General features: G+C 63.6%; 13 protein-coding genes. 5 read left to right on the plus strand and 8 right to left on the minus strand.

Going from position 1 to position 15,740, the window contains the following annotated elements:
• Positions 1-271: 271 nt before the first annotated feature.
• Positions 272-1,513, minus strand: coding sequence for a tetratricopeptide repeat protein (locus QZ498_RS11065; RefSeq protein WP_294622204.1), 1,242 nt, complete (start codon positions 1,511-1,513; stop codon positions 272-274).
• 481 nt (positions 1,514-1,994) lie between these two features.
• Here QZ498_RS11065 and QZ498_RS11070 point away from each other — a divergent pair, with 481 nt between their 5' ends.
• Both QZ498_RS11070 and QZ498_RS11075 read left to right on the plus strand, forming a co-directional pair.
• Positions 1,995-4,544: a hypothetical protein gene (locus QZ498_RS11070; protein ID WP_294622205.1), complete on the plus strand. Its 2,550-nt coding sequence runs from the start codon at positions 1,995-1,997 to the stop codon at positions 4,542-4,544.
• A 129-nt stretch (positions 4,545-4,673) separates the two neighbouring features.
• Positions 4,674-6,584 (plus strand): monovalent cation:proton antiporter-2 (CPA2) family protein, encoded by a 1,911-nt coding sequence (locus tag QZ498_RS11075; protein WP_294622206.1) that lies wholly within the window; start codon positions 4,674-4,676, stop codon positions 6,582-6,584.
• 34 nt (positions 6,585-6,618) lie between these two features.
• Here QZ498_RS11075 and cobT read toward each other — a convergent pair whose 3' ends face one another.
• A complete protein-coding gene (gene cobT / locus QZ498_RS11080) occupies positions 6,619-7,647 on the minus strand; it encodes a nicotinate-nucleotide--dimethylbenzimidazole phosphoribosyltransferase (protein WP_294622207.1) in 1,029 nt (342 codons plus the stop codon).
• A gap of 69 nt (positions 7,648-7,716) precedes the next feature.
• Between cobT and cobS the strand changes: the two genes are divergently transcribed.
• A complete protein-coding gene (gene cobS, locus QZ498_RS11085) occupies positions 7,717-8,472 on the plus strand; it encodes an adenosylcobinamide-GDP ribazoletransferase (RefSeq protein ID WP_294622209.1) in 756 nt (251 codons plus the stop codon).
• A gap of 79 nt (positions 8,473-8,551) precedes the next feature.
• Here the strand turns inward: cobS and QZ498_RS11090 are convergent, their stop codons facing one another.
• The 5 genes from QZ498_RS11090 to QZ498_RS11110 all read right to left on the minus strand — a co-directional run bounded on the left by QZ498_RS11090 (position 8,552) and on the right by QZ498_RS11110 (position 13,608).
• On the minus strand, positions 8,552-9,061 hold the full coding sequence (locus QZ498_RS11090) for a CarD family transcriptional regulator (protein ID WP_294622211.1): 510 nt from the start codon (positions 9,059-9,061) through the stop codon (positions 8,552-8,554).
• 291 nt (positions 9,062-9,352) lie between these two features.
• Positions 9,353-9,691 carry a ferredoxin FdxA gene (gene fdxA, locus QZ498_RS11095; RefSeq protein ID WP_294622213.1) on the minus strand — a complete coding sequence of 113 codons (339 nt, stop codon included), beginning with the start codon at positions 9,689-9,691 and terminating at the stop codon, positions 9,353-9,355.
• 51 nt (positions 9,692-9,742) lie between these two features.
• Positions 9,743-10,126 carry an RNA-binding S4 domain-containing protein gene (locus QZ498_RS11100; protein ID WP_294622214.1) on the minus strand — a complete coding sequence of 128 codons (384 nt, stop codon included), beginning with the start codon at positions 10,124-10,126 and terminating at the stop codon, positions 9,743-9,745.
• Positions 10,127-10,135: 9 nt separating this feature from the next.
• Entirely contained in the window at positions 10,136-12,970 is a 2,835-nt protein-coding gene (locus QZ498_RS11105; protein ID WP_294622304.1) for a helicase-related protein, read from the minus strand.
• A 26-nt stretch (positions 12,971-12,996) separates the two neighbouring features.
• Entirely contained in the window at positions 12,997-13,608 is a 612-nt protein-coding gene (locus QZ498_RS11110; RefSeq protein ID WP_367117643.1) for a tetratricopeptide repeat protein, read from the minus strand.
• A gap of 24 nt (positions 13,609-13,632) precedes the next feature.
• Between QZ498_RS11110 and QZ498_RS11115 the strand changes: the two genes are divergently transcribed.
• Together QZ498_RS11115 and QZ498_RS11120 are read left to right on the plus strand one after the other, a co-directional pair.
• Positions 13,633-13,920, plus strand: a complete 288-nt coding sequence (locus QZ498_RS11115) for an SCP2 sterol-binding domain-containing protein (RefSeq protein ID WP_294622216.1) — start codon at positions 13,633-13,635, stop codon at positions 13,918-13,920.
• The gene (locus tag QZ498_RS11120) at positions 13,920-14,909 is read left to right on the plus strand and encodes an alpha/beta hydrolase (protein ID WP_294622218.1); all 990 of its coding nucleotides are present in this window, start codon (positions 13,920-13,922) and stop codon (positions 14,907-14,909) included. The genes QZ498_RS11115 and QZ498_RS11120 overlap by 1 nt, the downstream gene beginning before the upstream one ends.
• On the opposite strand, the gene QZ498_RS11125 is transcribed toward QZ498_RS11120, so the two are convergent.
• On the minus strand, positions 14,863-15,693 hold the full coding sequence (locus QZ498_RS11125) for a fumarylacetoacetate hydrolase family protein (protein WP_294622220.1): 831 nt from the start codon (positions 15,691-15,693) through the stop codon (positions 14,863-14,865). The genes QZ498_RS11120 and QZ498_RS11125 overlap by 47 nt on opposite strands.
• Between the last annotated feature and the right edge of the window lie 47 nt (positions 15,694-15,740).

The raw sequence follows: 15,740 nt of genomic DNA on the forward strand, positions 1-15,740 counted from the left end.
CCGACGACATCATCGCCGATCTGGAACAGGCTTTGGCGAAGGCTTCGGCCTGAAGAGGTTAACGGTTTGTGAATAGCGAACGGGCCCCGAGCGATTCGGGGCCCGTTTTGCTTTGTTAACAAGGGCGAGGCGCGATTTTGGGCGGGCTGTAACACGTCGGTATTTTGTCGGTATTGCGTCGGTGCCGGGGTGGCCCGGGGTGCGGATTAAGAGGGCGCACGGTGGGGAAGCGTACGAAACGTACGGGAGTTTCGTAAGGTTTGGGATTTGGTCAGGAAAGCTTGGCGATGTGCCCTTCGACCAAAGCGATATGCGGATGATCGGGCGGCAGGGTGACGCGGAGAATCTCCAAGGCTTGCTCATATAGGGGCCGCGCCTCTTCGGGCTTGCCTTGCTCGACCAAAAACCTAGCGAGGTTGTTGAGGCGGTTGGCATAGTGCGGATGCCTTTCCCCAACCGCATTTCGCGTAACCTCAAGTGTCTCACGAAATAGCGCTTCGGCCTCAACAGTGCGCCCCTGTGCCTGCATTGTAACAGCGAGGTTATTGAGACGGGTTGCGTAATCTGGATGCCCCGTCCCAATCGTCGCACGACCGATCTCAAGAGCCTCGCGGTAGAGCCCCTCAGCTTCGCCATTGCGCTCCTGCTCGTGCAGAACCCCGGCGAGATTGCTGAGATGGATGGCATAGTCCGGATGCCCCTCCCCAATCGTCGCACGGTCAATCTCAAGCGCCACGCGGTAGAGCCCCTCGGCCTCCGCATAGCGCCCCTGCGCCTCCACCACCAAGGCGAGGTTGTTGAGGCGGATGGCATATTCGGCGCTTTCTACGCCATGATCGGATTTGACCCAGTCCACCAATTTTTCATGTAGCGGGATTGCCTCCGCCCCTTTGGCCAGCCGCCATGTCATTCGGGCGTAGGCGGACAGGTGATCGAAGGTTTCATGTAAATCAGTCGCGCGTTTGTAGTGCGTGTAGGCATCGCCCCACCGCACCTCCGCCTCGGCCACTTCGCCCCGGCCAAAGGCGGCGCGGGCGGTTTCCTGAACGGCGAGTTCGTTTTTTGCCTCGATCTCGGCGAAAATATCGTCGGCGAGGGAATAGTCGCCCTGTTCCAGCGCCGCCTTGGCCTCGGCGATCCGGTCCGCGCCGATCTGGTTGGCCTCGCGGTCCAAGAGCGCCTCTAGGTCCTTGATGCGTTTTTGGGCCTCGGCAAGCGCCTCATCGGGGTTGGCGATTTGCTTTTCCAATTCGGCGATCCGGGCGCGGAGTTGTGATTTCTCGGCCTCCGCCGCCTCGGCCAGTTCGGCCTCAAGATCGGCTTTGAGTTCACGGCGCAGGCGGATGAATTCCGGCACTGTGAGCGCGGGGCCATCCTTGGCTTGCGGCGGTTTGATTTGGTCGATGGTGTCGGGGGCGAGTTGGGTGGGTTTGGGTTTGGCGAAGGGTTTTGTGATGATGGCCCATACGAACAAAAGGACTGCAACCAAACCTCCAGCGGCGCTCAGTTCCATTCCATAAGTTCGCAAGAACCCTAAGACAGCGTCCAACATCACCAACCCACTCGATTGCCCTCAGCCACACCATACCCGCCTGAGGTGATTTGGGAAGGGTGAGGCGGGCGCGGAATCAAGGCCGAAGGCCGCCGCGCCATCGACGGGCCGCCCCCTCGGCCCGGCGATTGGGTTGGACGCAGTTCACCGCTTGGACGTCGCGCGCCAGTGGTTGCGATAAAGCACTATTGCGCAAAGGTTTGATCGCCGCGCCGCGGCCCGCCGCTGGCGCGGCTTATCGCGCAGTGGCGCGCGAAGGCGCACCCTACGGAGGGGCCGGGATCGTCGCGGTGCGCAGGACTGCGCCTCCTGCGGGGTTGGCACGCCTGACATCTTGGTCTGCGTCGCATCCACCCTTTGCCTCGGCGGCATGCTGCTGTAGAATCGATCAACGGCAGGAGGCGACTCCCGCTTCATCCTGACCGGTGTTAAAGCGGTGCACATGAAACCAAATTTCGCTCTTACCCTCTCGTTCGACGGCATCGGGCTGTTGCACCGGGCGCATCCCGGTTGGCATCTTGTTGGTGATGTGGCCCTTGATAGCGACGATCTGAGCGCCGCGCTCGGCGATCTGCGGGACAAGGCGCGCGCGCTTGACCCCAGCGGGCTGACCACCAAGCTGGTGATTCCCAACGAGCAGATCAAATACCTCTCGTTCGAGGAAGGCACGGCCAGTGGCGACGCCTTGCAAGACGAGGTGCGCCGCCATCTCGACGGGACAACGCCCTACAGCCTTGATGAGCTTGTCTATGACTGGTCGGTGGGGGCTGGACAGGTGCATGTCGCCGCCGTGGCCCGCGAAACCCTGACCGAGGCGGAAAGTTTCGCGACCGACCATGAGTTCAACCCGCTGTGTTTCGTGGCGATCCCCGAGGCCGGCCATTTCGTGGGGGAGCCGTTTTTCGGTGAAACCTCGATGGCCGCCGATCTGGTGCCGAAGGGCGACAGCCTGATGCGCGACAGTGCCCCGATCCGTATTCTTGGGGCCGCCACCCTGCCCGATCCGGCGGAGACCCCGGCGGCGAGTACGCCCGAGGCCGAAGCGGGCGATGCTCCGGCAACGCAGGATTTTGCGGCAGGCGATGACGCCCCGGAGGCCGACGGCGGGACCACGGTGGAAGAGACCGCCGGGGCAGAGGCCCCTGCCACAGGGACGACGACCGACGATACGCCGGCCCCCGAGGCTGAGGCAGAAGCTGAGGACGCCGCCGCGCCCCCGGCGCAAGCCGACACAGGCGCGGGCGCGGCCCCCGTCGCCTTCACCTCGATCCGCGCAAGCCGTGACACGGACACCCCCGAGGCGGCACCGAAGCTCGCCGGGGCCGAGCGCGGCGCAGGCGCCGTCGCCAAACCCGCCGCTCCGGTCACCGGCACGCCCGACGCGGCCATGGCCGAAGACACGGCCGGAAATCTTGCCGCCTCGCTGCGCCCGGACCCGGAGGCGCGACTGGACGACAGCCCGGCTGAGGCCAATGCCGAAGCCAGCGCCGGCAAGGGCCTGCTGGCGGGGTTCCGCACCCGGCGTGATCCCTCCCAAGCGCCCCGCCCCAAGGCGAAATCCAAGCGCACCGACGAAGGCACGCCCGTCGCCGCCATGGCCACCACCGGGGAGGCGCGCGCCGACGAGGCCCGCCGGATGACCGTCTTCGGGGCCCGCGAGGAGGTCCCGGTTGGCGGCAAACCGCGATACCTTGGCCTGATCCTCACGGCGATCCTGCTGTTGTTCCTCGTGTCGGTCGCCGCTTGGGCGTCGATCTTCATGGAGGACGGGCTGGCGCGGTTTTTCCGCGACGACGAGACCCAGGTGGTCGCCGCCCCGGATGCCGAGGCCGAGGCCGAGATCGAGGCAGAGATCGAGGCCGCCGAGGACGAGGCGGAGGCCGACGCGGAGAATGGCGAGGTCGCCCTTGCCTCCCTCCCGCAGGACGAGGCCGAGACCCGAAGCGATGCCGAACCGCGGCTGACACAACCGGCGGTGCCCGAGGAGCTTACCCCCGACGAGGCGCGCGCCCGCTATGCGGCGACCGGCATCTGGCAACGCGCGCCGCGCCCTCTGCGCGCCCCGCGGGCCGCTTCGCTGGATGAGTTTTACCAGACCTCGATCGACAGCAATGTGCCGAGTTCGGATGCGGTGGCGCTGCCGGACATGGCGCGGCTCACGCCGGATGCGCGCCCGCCGACACCGGCCTCTCCGGCGGCGGCCGGGACCACCTATACACTGGACGACAGGGGCATGGTTCTGGCCACGCCCGACGGTGCTGTGACGCCTTCGGGTGTGACCGTTTATGCCGGGGCACCGCCGCTCACGCCGGATATCGTTCCGGACCGTCCGGGGGCCATCGCCCTGCCGCAACCGCCCGAGGAACTGCAACGCCTGATGGGTATGCGGCCCAAGCAGCGCCCTGACGACCTGACCGAACAGAACGAGCGCGGCCAACTTGGCCTTGGCGGGCGCACCCGAACCGAACTGGCCGCGCTACGCCCCAAACTGCGCCCCGAAAGCGCGCAGGAGGCCGCCAGCCGTGCCCGCGCCGAGGCCGTGGCGGCGGCAGTGGCCGAAGCACAAGAAGACGATACCGAACCGCAAGAGGCCGACCCCTTCGCCAGTGCCACGCCACAGGCGGTCGCCGCGTCGCTCAAGCCCAATTCGCGCCCGCGCAACTTCGGGCGGATCGTCAAACAGGCCGAACGCCGCGCCGCCGCGCAGCCGGTCAGCGCCTCCCAGCGCATCGCGCCAAGCGCGCCCACCACCACCACAGTGGCCCGTGCCGCGACCGAGCGTAATCAGGTGAACCTGCGACAGGTGAACCTCATCGGCGTCTACGGCACCCCCTCGAACCGCCGTGCCCTCGTGCGTCTGTCCAATGGACGCTACAAGAAAGTCAAGGTCGGTGACCGCCTTGACCGGGGCCGCGTCACCGCCATCGGCGACAGCCAGTTGCGCTACAACAAGGGTGGACGCAACGTGGTGCTGCGCATGCCGCGCGGCTGATCCGCGCCGCCGGAACCGCAGGCAAAACAAACACATCCACAACCGCTTTGCCACGGCGCCCAGCAAGCCCCTTGTTCCCATGCGCGGCTTGCCCCATACCCATAGGCACACAACACCCGGAGCGCGCCGATGGAAGGTTTCCTCTTCCAAGCCACGATCTACCTCGCCGCGGCGGTGATCGCCGTGCCCTTGGCCGCGCGGCTAGGGCTTGGCTCGGTGCTGGGCTATCTGGCCGCCGGGATCGTGATTGGCCCGGTCCTCGGGTTGGTCGGCGGGCATGAAACCGAAGAACTCAAGCACTTCGCCGAATTCGGCGTGGTGATGATGCTCTTTCTCATCGGGCTGGAGCTTGACCCCCGCGCCCTTTGGGACATGCGCCACAGGCTTTTGGGGCTGGGCGGCTTGCAAATCACCCTCACAACGCTCGCCGTGATGCTGGGCTGCATGGCCTTGGGACAACCTTGGTCGATCGCGCTGGCCATCGGGCTGGTTTTTGCCCTGTCATCAACCGCTATCGTCCTGCAAACCTTGTCTGAAAAGGGCTTGATGCAAACCGGCGGTGGGCGCTCGGCCTTCTCGGTGCTGCTGACGCAGGACATCGCGGTGATCCCGATGCTGGCCCTGTTGCCCTTGCTGGCACTGCCAAAACCGCCCGAAATGGTGCTGTCGGACGCGTTGAACCGGATGAGCGATGCCGGCCACGGCACCGATCACGGCGCCCATGATGCCGCCACCTCCTTCGTGCAAAGCCTGCCGGGGTGGGGGGTGACCCTGCTGACCCTCGGGGCCGTCGCCGCGATTATCCTGACCGGCATTTACCTCACGCGCCCGGTCTTTCGCTTCATCCACGCCGCCCGCCTGCGCGAGATGTATACCGCCCTCGCCCTGCTGATCGTCGTGGGTATCGCCTATTTGATGAACCTCGTGGGCCTGTCGCCCGCGCTTGGCGCCTTCCTTGCCGGTGTGGTCCTTGCCAACTCGGAATTCCGGCATGAGCTGGAAAGCGATATCGAACCGTTCAAGGGGCTTCTTTTGGGCCTGTTTTTCATCACCGTGGGCGCGGGCATCAACTTTGCCGTCCTCGCGCGGGATTTCTTCGTGGTGATCGGCATCGCGCTTGCGGTGATCCTGATCAAGGGAGTGATCCTTTACCTTCTGGGCCGGGCCTTCGGCCTGCGCGGGCGCAACCTGTGGCTTTTTACCCTGTCGCTGGCGCAGGCCGGTGAATTCGGCTTCGTCCTTATCAATTTCTCGGGGCAGCAAAACGTCATCCCGCCCGCGATGAACGAGATGCTGCTTCTGGTGGTGGCGCTGACCATGCTCATCACGCCGCTGCTTTTCATCCTCTACGATTGGCTTTCAGGCCGCATGGAAGACCCGACCGAGCCACAAGAACCCGACAAGATCGACGATCAGGCCCCGGTCATCATCGCCGGGATCGGTCGTTTCGGTCAGATCGTCAATCGCCTCGTGCGGTCTTCGGGGTTCAATACCGTGGTGCTTGACCATGACCTCAGCGCGATCCAGCGGATGCGCCAATTTGGCGTCAAAGGCTTCTTTGGCGACCCCACCCGCCCCGAGCTTCTGCACGCCGCCGGTCTGGGGGAGGCCAAGGTGCTGGTCGCCGCGCTGGACAGCCCAGAACAGATCACCAAGCTGGTGGCCTTTGCCCGCCGCGAACGCCCAGACCTGCATATCATCGCCCGCGCCCGCGACCGCACCCATGTGTTCCGCCTTTACAAGGCCGGGGCCGATGACATCGTCCGCGAGGTCTTCGACAGTTCCCTGCGGGCCGGACGCTATGTGCTTGAGAACATGGGGCTGACCGAGTTCGAGGCCGCCGAACTGGAACAGACCTTTTACAAGCACGACCGCCAGTCGGTGCGTGAACTGGCCGCGCTATGGGATCCCGATATTCCCACCATCGAGAACTCCGCCTACGTTGCCCGCGCCAAGGAACTGGAGCGTGACTTGCAGACCATGCTCTTGTCGCAACTCGAAGACACCGCCGAGACCGACGCGAAAGAAGCGGGCGAGTAGCGCGAAGGGTCGTGTCGCAGGGGCGGGTCGGGTGTCACCCGTCAGAAACCCCCGCCTCGGCAAAGGTCGACATGCCGGAATGACAGGCCAAGGCGCCTTTCAGGATATTGATTGCCAAGGTCGCGCCCGAGCCTTCGCCAAGCCGCATATCAAGCGCCAGAAGCGGCGTTTTCTGAAGATTGTTCAACAGTTTTTCATGCGCGACCTCGGCGCTGAGATGCCCCGCAACCGCGTGATCCAGCGCGCCCTTTTGCGCCACCTCAAGGCAGGCTGCCGCCGCCGAGCAGATGAACCCGTCCAAAATCAAGGGGATACGCAGGGTCCGCGCGCGGACCATGGCCCCGGCCATGGCCGCCAATTCGCGCCCCCCAAGACAGCGCAATGCCTCCAACCCATTGGATTTGCAGCCTGAATTCACCTCGACCGCGCGGGCGACAACCTCGGCCTTGTGCTGCAATGCCGCGCCCTCGACGCCCGTGCCGCGCCCGGTCCAATCCCCCGCCGCGCCGCCGAAGAGCGCCAAGGCAATTGCCGAGGCGGCGGTGGTATTGCCAATCCCCATCTCCCCGACGGCGAGCAAATCCGCTTTGGGATCAACAGCTTGCCACCCGGTTTTGAGGGCGTCGACAAGCTCGTTCTCGGTCATGGCGGGGCCTTGCGTCATGTCCGCCGTGGGCCGGTCAAGCGCCAAGGCATGCACATCCATCTGCGCACCCGCGGCCTTGGCCAATTGGTTTACCGCAGCGCCGCCCGCCTCGAAGTTGGCCACCATCTGCACGGTCACTTCGGGTGGAAAGGCCGAGACGCCCTGCGCCGTCACCCCGTGATTCCCGGCGAAAATGATCACCTGCGGCGCGTCGATCACCGGCCGCGCGTCACCGCGCCAGCCACAGTACCACGCCGCCAGTTCCTCCAGCCGACCCAAGGCACCCGGCGGTTTGGTCAACTGCCCATCGCGCGCCTTCGCCGCTGCCACAGCCGCCTGATCCGTTTCGGGAAGCGATTGAAGTATCTGCGAAAATTCGGCCAGCGTGGTAAAGTCTTGGCGCATCTGTCCATCCATTGCATCCTGTCTTGGCATTATGTATCGCAGCCAGACGCAGAGGCGCAGCCGGAAAAAGGCCCAGAGACGATGAAAAACGACCAAGGCCTTGTAAAAGCATCGGATTTTCCCTTGGCGCTTGCCCTTCTCACGCGCCTGCCGGTGCATGTCAGCAGCTTCGAGCGCGGTGCGCGCGCGGCCTGGGCCTATCCCTTGGTGGGCCTGGTGACAGGTGGTTTGGCCGGGTTGGGCGGGCTTGCCGCGCTTTGGGTGGGCCTGCCGACACCGCTGGCGGCCTTGTTTGCCCTTGCTATTCTCACTGTCACCACCGGTGCCATGCACGAAGACGGTTTGGCCGATACCGCCGATGGCCTCTGGGGCGGCTGGGATCGCGCCCGCCGTCTGGACATCATGAAGGACAGCCACATCGGAAGCTACGGGGTGATCGCGCTTGTGCTTTCGTTTTCAGGGCGTTGGGCGGCGCTCTGGCTTCTGTTCGAGGCCGGCCCCGGCAGTGCCCTCGCCGGCCTGCTTGTCGCGCCGATGCTGTCGCGCGCCACCATGCCCGCGCTCATGGCGGCACTACCGCATGCCCGTGATCACGGGCTTTCACACAGCACCGGCCGCCCGACGGTCGCAACCGCCGGCTTGGGCCTTGCAATCGCGGCAATCCTCGGGCTGTTTCTTCTGGGCTGGGGTATATTCGGCGCCCTGTTCTGGGCGGTCATCCTCGCCATGGTCATGGGCCGGATCGCACAGGCGAAGATCGGCGGACAGACCGGAGACATCCTTGGCGCGACACAGCAAATCACTGAAATCGCGGTTCTTTTTTACCTCACCACTTAGGCATTTCGAGACGACCCGAAACGCCATGAAAAAGGCCACGCCCAAGGGGTATGGCCTTTTTACAGAATAGTCTGAAGACTTACGCGGCGCGGGTGATCAGAACCTCATCCACCTTCTTGGCGGCACTCACCTCGTCACCACCCGACACAGCGGCCACTTCCCGGGTCAAACGCTCAAGCGCGGCCTCGTAAAGCTGACGCTCGGAATAGCTTTGTTCGCGCTGGTCGTCCGAGCGATGCAGGTCGCGCACAACCTCAGCAATGGCGATCAGGTCGCCGGAATTGATCTTTTGTTCATATTCCTGCGCCCGGCGCGACCACATGGCGCGCTTGACCTTGGCCTTGCCTTTCAGCGTGGTCATTGCCTTGGACACCACATCCGGGCTCGACAAGCTGCGCATCCCGATCTCGGTGGCCTTGTTGGTCGGCACCCGCAGGGTCATCTTGTCCTTTTCAAAAGAGATCACGAACAGTTCCAGTTTGATCCCGGCAACCTCTTGCTCTTCGATCGAAACGATTTGTCCAACGCCATGGGCCGGGTACACCACATAGTCGTCGGGACGGAACTCGGATTTCTTGGCTTTGCTCATTCAGGTCTTCCTCACAGGGTAAGCCCGTTCAATACGACATCGGCTGTATCCGGCATCCGCCGAAAAACAGACGTCAGGCGCAAAGAAAACCATCCCCAGGCGGCAGCATGGGCAAATGGATATCAGGCGATCATCTACATATGTGACAGATATATAACACAAAATGCCCCCTTTCGGAAGTGGTGGCATTCGCAGTATGTATTTATACCTTTTAACTCAAAGGCTTACACGCGATTCCTCGGGCGCGATTGGTCATAAAACCTGCCCAAATTCCGAATCGCCCGATTGGTCTCAGCCACCCTCGCCGGGTTTCTCCGAGAAATACTTGTCCAGTTTCCCGGTTTCGCCATCGCGCTCTTCGGCCTGGGGCAGTTCATCCTTCTTGGTGATGATCACCGGCCACATCTCGGAATACTTGCGGTTGAACTCCACCCATTGCTCCATGTCCGGTTCGGTATCGGGCCGGATCGCATCGGCGGGGCATTCGGGTTCACAAACCCCGCAATCAATACATTCGTCAGGGTGGATCACCAGCATGTTTTCCCCCTCGTAGAAGCAATCCACGGGGCACACCTCGACACAGTCGGTGTATTTGCACTCGATGCAGTTATCGGTCACCACATAGGTCATGTCGGTCTCTCATTCTGGCGCGTTTCGCTTGACCTAATCCAGCGGCGCGGATCAATCAAGCGTATCCGGGCGATTGAGATCGAGTTTGCGACGATCCCGCTTGGTAGGCCGCCCTTTTCCCTCATATTTCGGCGCCGGCGCACCGCTGTCCTTCGGCGCAGGCGGTGGGCTCAGGTCGTCATAAAGCGCCTGCGCTTCGGGCGCGGGGCCGCGCCGGTCGCCCACCTCCACAATCCGCACAACCCGGACCTGACGCGCCTGTGTAAAGGTCAGAACATCCCCGGGCCCGACGCTATGGGCGGGCTTGGCCACCTTTTCGGAATTGACCCGCACGTGGCCTGCCGACACCTGCTTGGCCGACAGGCCGCGCGTCTTGAAAAAACGCGCGTACCACAGCCATTTGTCCAGACGGATCTTGCCCGGCTGATCGGCCAAACCCGGGGGTTACCCCTTGTCCTTGAGCCCCATGAGGGCTGCGGCAAAGGGGTTGTCGGGGTCGATCTTGTCTTTTTTCTGCGGCTTGGAGGAAAAGCTCTTCGGCCCCTGCTCGCGCTTGGGCTTGGGTTTGCCCTTGCCGCGCGGCTTGCCGGCGGGTTTCTCACCCCGCGGTTTGCCACGCCCTTCGTTGCGCGCACGGCCGCCGCGCCCGGCCCAGGTGAAGGTATAAAACACTTCAATCTCGGGGTCGGCAGGTTCAGCGGATGGCGTTTCCCCCGGAAGCACCTCGCCTTCCGTGGCCTCGGGCACATCGGCCGGCACTTCGGCTGTCTCGGGCGCATCGGCGGCAACCGGCGCTTCTCCTGCATCGGGGATCGCTTCGGCCTGGTCCTCGGCGGTGGCCTCGGATGCGCCGCCACCTTCGGTCTGCGCCGGTCCTTCGGTCATGGCCTGATCCACCGGCTTCACCTTCTCGCGCTCACCGCGCTCGGCCTTGTAGCCAAGGCCCTGCATCAGGTCGGCGAATTGCTCCAGCGTCATGCCAGTGATCGACAGCATATCCGCCTTGGCCTCGAAACCGCCGCGGCTATCCTCGGCGCGCAGCATATCGGCCAGACGTTCCAGCATGTCGATCCGAATGGCCCGCTCACCCGCCGCACGATAACCCGACATCGCGTGATAGCCGCGCGGATGCGCCGTACCCGCAGGGACGGTGACCAAACCGGGCGGCGGCGCTTCGGGGAATTCCTCCAAGCCTTGGGCCAGCGACCACAGTACAAGGCGCAAGCGCGTCGGCGCGGGCTTGAGCAGCAAGGGCATGAAAATCGTGAACTGGCCAAAGCGCACACCGTGCTTGCGCAGCGCGCCACGGGCGTCCTGATCCAGCGCCTTGACTTCCTCGGCCACCTCGCCGCGCGGGATGATCCCGAGGTTTTCCACCAAACGGAACCCGAAACCACGCGCCAGCCCGCTCAATGCCTCGTCGCGCTGAATGTTCAGTAGCGGCTCGAACAAAGTGGCCACCTTGCGGTCAATGAAATGCTGCAAGCGGCGCTGCACCTTTTGGGCCACGTCCTCGCCCGCCGCTTCATCGACAAAGGCCTGCGCCTGCGGCTTCATCGGGTCGGCCCCGGCCACCAGCTTGCCCACGGCCTGCTCGCCCCACATCAACCCGCCTTGTTCGGTAAAGTCGATCTCGGTATCGGGCGCGTTGTAAAAACGATCCGCTTTCAAATGAAACTGCGGCGCAAGCGCCTGCAAACTGGCCTGCGAGATGGCTTTCGCCTCCTGTCCCGCTGCCGCTTTATCCTGAATAAAGCGGAACCCTTCCAGACGCCCGACGAATTCGCCCTCGACCGTCACTTCACCTTTGTCGTTCACTTCGGCCACCATGGCCTCCTTCTGCTTGAGCCGGCGCAAAAGCACGGATGTGCGCCGGTCCACAAATCTTTGGGTCAAACGCTCGTGCAGCGCGTCCGACAGGCGGTCTTCTACCGCGCGTGTTGCGCCGCGCCAATGCAATTCGTCATCGACCCAACCCTTTCGTTGCGCAACATAGGTCCATGTGCGGATATACGATAGACGTTTCGACAATGTGTCGATGTCGCCATCGGTGCGGTCAATGCGTTTCACTTGCCGCGCCAGCCAGTCATCGGGCACCCGGCCCCGTTCATGCAGATCGCTGTAAATGGTCTCCAGAAGCCCCGCGTGTTCCACATGGCTGATGCCGCGGAAATCAGGGATTCGGCAGACGTCCCAAAGCAGACGCACGGAGGCACCGTCACTGGCCCTTGCGCGCACCTCGGCCTGTTCGGCAAGGGTTCGCAGCGCGCGCAGGTCATCGGCCTCCCGCGCCCGGACCAGCCACTCGCCCTCGGGCTTGGCCTCGAGCGAGGCAATCAGCGCCTCCACCTTGCCAAACGACAGCTTGGGATTGCGCCATTCCAGCTTGCGAATGGGCGCAAAGCGGTGGTCCATGATGGCCTGCGCCACCTCGTCGGGCAGCTCGGGCGCCTCGCCCGTCACACCGAAAGTGCCATGGCTCATGCCCCGGCCTGCGCGCCCAGCGATCTGCGCCAACTCATTGGGGGCCAGCGCCCGCATCCGCCGCCCGTCAAACTTCGACAGCGATGAAAACGCAACGTGGTCAATGTCCAGATTGAGGCCCATGCCAATGGCATCGGTGGCCACCAGATAATCCACATCGCCATTCTGATACAGATCGACCTGCGCGTTGCGGGTGCGTGGGGAAAGTGCCCCCATAACCACCGCCGCGCCGCCTTTTTGACGGCGCAACAACTCGGCAATGGAATATACATTATCAACCGAAAACCCCACGATGGCGCTTCTTGGCGGCATCTTACTTATCTTTTTCGAACCTGCATAGGAGAGTTGCGACATCCGCTCCCGACTCAGGAATTCCACCCCCGGCACCAGCGCCGCAATCGCCCCGCGCATGGTGTGGCTACCCAAAAACTGCGTCTCGCGCAGCCCCCGGGCGCGCAACAAGCGGTCGGTAAAGACATGCCCGCGCTCCGGGTCGGCGCAAAGCTGGATTTCATCAATCGCCACGAAATCCGCGCCCAAGCCCTCGGGCATCGCCTCGACGGTGCAGACCCAGTATTGCGCCCGCTCCGGCACGATCCGTTCCTCGCCAGTGACAAGCGCCACCACCGACGGGCCACGGGCCGCAACGATCCGGTCATAGACCTCGCGCGCCAGAAGACGCAGCGGCAGGCCAATGACCCCGGTGCGATAGCCCAGCATCCGCTCGATCGCGAAATGCGTCTTGCCGGTGTTCGTGGGGCCCAGAACCGCCAAGGTTCTGGACTGCGCGGCCATGGACATCGGCCCAACTCCCTCAGTTGTCAGAGATCCGCGCCGCCAACCTCGCGGGCCACACGCTCCAGCGCCTTGGTTACGTCCTCGGACTGCGGATGTATAGCCGCCGAGCGTTGAAAGGCCTCAAGGGCCAGATCATCGTGGCCCACCTGCTCCAGAACCGAGCCCAAACTAAACATCGCGTTGAAGTTATGCGGGTTGAGCGCCAAGGCACGGGCCAGATCATCCAAGGCGGGGCCGAACAGATCGACATTGGCGAAGGCAATCGCCCGCAGATGCCAGCCCTCGGCGAATTCCGGCGCATGATCGGTCAGCGCGGTCAGATGTTCGATCGCGTGCCGCGAATCACCGCTCTCCAAAGCCTCTCGCCCACGCTTGAGCAGCAAGTCCATCGCCGGAGACCCGGTTTTCGACCACTCATGCTCGATTTCGCGGGCCAGGCGGCGGGCCTCCTTCGGCTCCGCCTCGGGCAGTTGCTCCAACATCTCCATCGCGCGATTACCGTTCTCCGCCGCCAAAGGTAGGGAAAACGCGACTACAACGGAAAGTGCCGCCACGATATGGTTGAGAATGCGGTGTCCTATGCCCATAGATACAGAATGTAGCGAACTGGCCGCCGAGTCAAAGACCCGGGCCATCAATTATTCCTGAGGAGTACCGCCATGAGTGATGTCATCAACACAGCCGTCGCCGCCCTGAACGATAAAATGTCGGGCGGATTCGACGGCACCGCAAAGTTCATGATCGAAGGCGAAGGCGCCATCATGATCGACGGCGACGGCGCGCGCGCCGCCGATGACGAGGCCGATGTCACACTCACCGCTGATGCAGATACCTTCCAATCCATCCTCGAAGGCGATCTTGACCCGACAGCGGCCTTCATGTCCGGCAAACTGGCCGTGGATGGCGATATGGGCATGGCCATGAAGCTGGGCAGCGTTCTGGGCTGATGGAAAACGCGCCCTTCCACGCCGATGTGGCCGACGGGCCAGAGGGTGGCCGCGCCTTTTGGCTGCGGGCAGCGGATGGGGTGCGCCTTCGTATCGGGCTCTGGACACCCGAAGGCGCGGACAAGGGGACGGTCTTTCTGTTCCCCGGCCGCACCGAATATGTCGAAAAATATGGCCGCGCGGCGCGGGATTTCGCCACGCGCGGCTATGCCACCCTCGTGGTGGACTGGCGCGGCCAAGGCTTGGCCGACCGCTTGCTTGACGACAGCATGTCGGGCCACGTCAATGTCTTCAGCGATTACCAGAAAGACGTCGAGGCAGTGGTTCAGGCGCTGGACCAGCTCGATCTGCCCAAGCCGCTTCACCTTTTGGGGCACTCCATGGGGGGCTGCATCGGGTTGCGCGCTGCGATGAACGGCCTGCCTGTGGCCTCCTGCAGTTTCACCGGCCCGATGTGGGGCATTCGCATCGCATCCCCCCTGCGCCCGGTGGCATGGTCTCTGAGCTGGGGCAGCCGACAAATGGGGCTTTGCCACCTCTACGCACCGGGCACGAAATCAGACACCTACGTTCTGGTCGACCCCTTCGAGGCCAACAAGCTGACCTGCGACCGCGACATGTATCAGTACATGATAGATCAGGCGCAGGCGCATCCCGAACTCACCCTCGGCGGTCCCAGTCTGCGCTGGCTGCACGAGGCCCTGCGTGAAACGCTTGCCTTGTCGCGCCTGCCCTCGCCCCGACTGCCATGCCTGACGCTTCTGGGCACCGAGGAGGATATCGTCGACATCCCGCGCATCCGCTCGCGCATGGCCCTATGGCCCGGCGGCCATCTGGAAGAAATCGACGGTGGCCGCCACGAGGTGATGATGGATACCCCCGAGATGCGCAAGCGCGTCTTCGACATGCTGGCGGCGCATTATGACAGCGCCGCGAAGGGGTTCAGGAATCCCGCGTCACCGGCAACCGCTGTCGCCCAAGGCGGCTGATTTCCAGTTCCATCACGTCACCGTCCTTCAGGTAACGGGGCGGTTTCATCCCCATCCCCACACCCGGCGGCGTGCCGGTGGCGATCACATCGCCCGGTTGCAGGCTCATCACCTCGCTCAGATGCGCGATGATCTGCGCCACGGTGAAATTCATCGTCGCAGTGTTGCCGGTCTGCATCCGCTCGCCATTCACCTCCAGCGACAGGTCAAGGTCTTGCGGGTCGCCCACCTCGTCGGGCGTCACCAGCCAAGGCCCGACCGGCCCAAAGGTGTCGCAGCTTTTGCCCTTGGTCCATTGGCCCGACATCTTGGCCTGAAAATGCCGTTCCGAGACATCGTTGACGATGCAATAGCCCGCGACATGGTCCAAGGCCTCGGCCTCGGTGACATATTTCACCGGCTTGCCGATCACCACGCCAAGCTCCACCTCCCAATCGGTCTCTTCCGATCCGCGCGGCATCCGCACCGTGTCATAGGCCCCGATAATGGACGAGGTCGCCTTCATGAACACGACCGGATGGGTCGGCAGTTCCATGTTCATCTCGGCGGCATGGTCGGTGTAATTGAGCCCGATCGCCACCAGCTTGCCGATATTGCCCACCGGCGGGCCAAGCCGTGGCTCTCCTTCGACCAGCGGCAGACCCTCGGGGTCGACACCAGGCAGTTTACCAAGGATCGCCCCCGCCAGATCAGGCACCACGCCCGAAAGATCGCGCAGGCGCCCTGCGCTGTCGATCATCCCGGGCTTTTCCTGCCCCGGCTCTCCGTAACGCACGAATTTCATCTCTGTCCCCTATCCGGCATTGGAATTGATCGCAGGATAACCGCAGG

The sequence above is a fragment of the uncultured Roseovarius sp. genome (genome assembly GCF_913057115.1).
Taxonomy (GTDB): Bacteria; Pseudomonadota; Alphaproteobacteria; order Rhodobacterales; family Rhodobacteraceae; genus Roseovarius.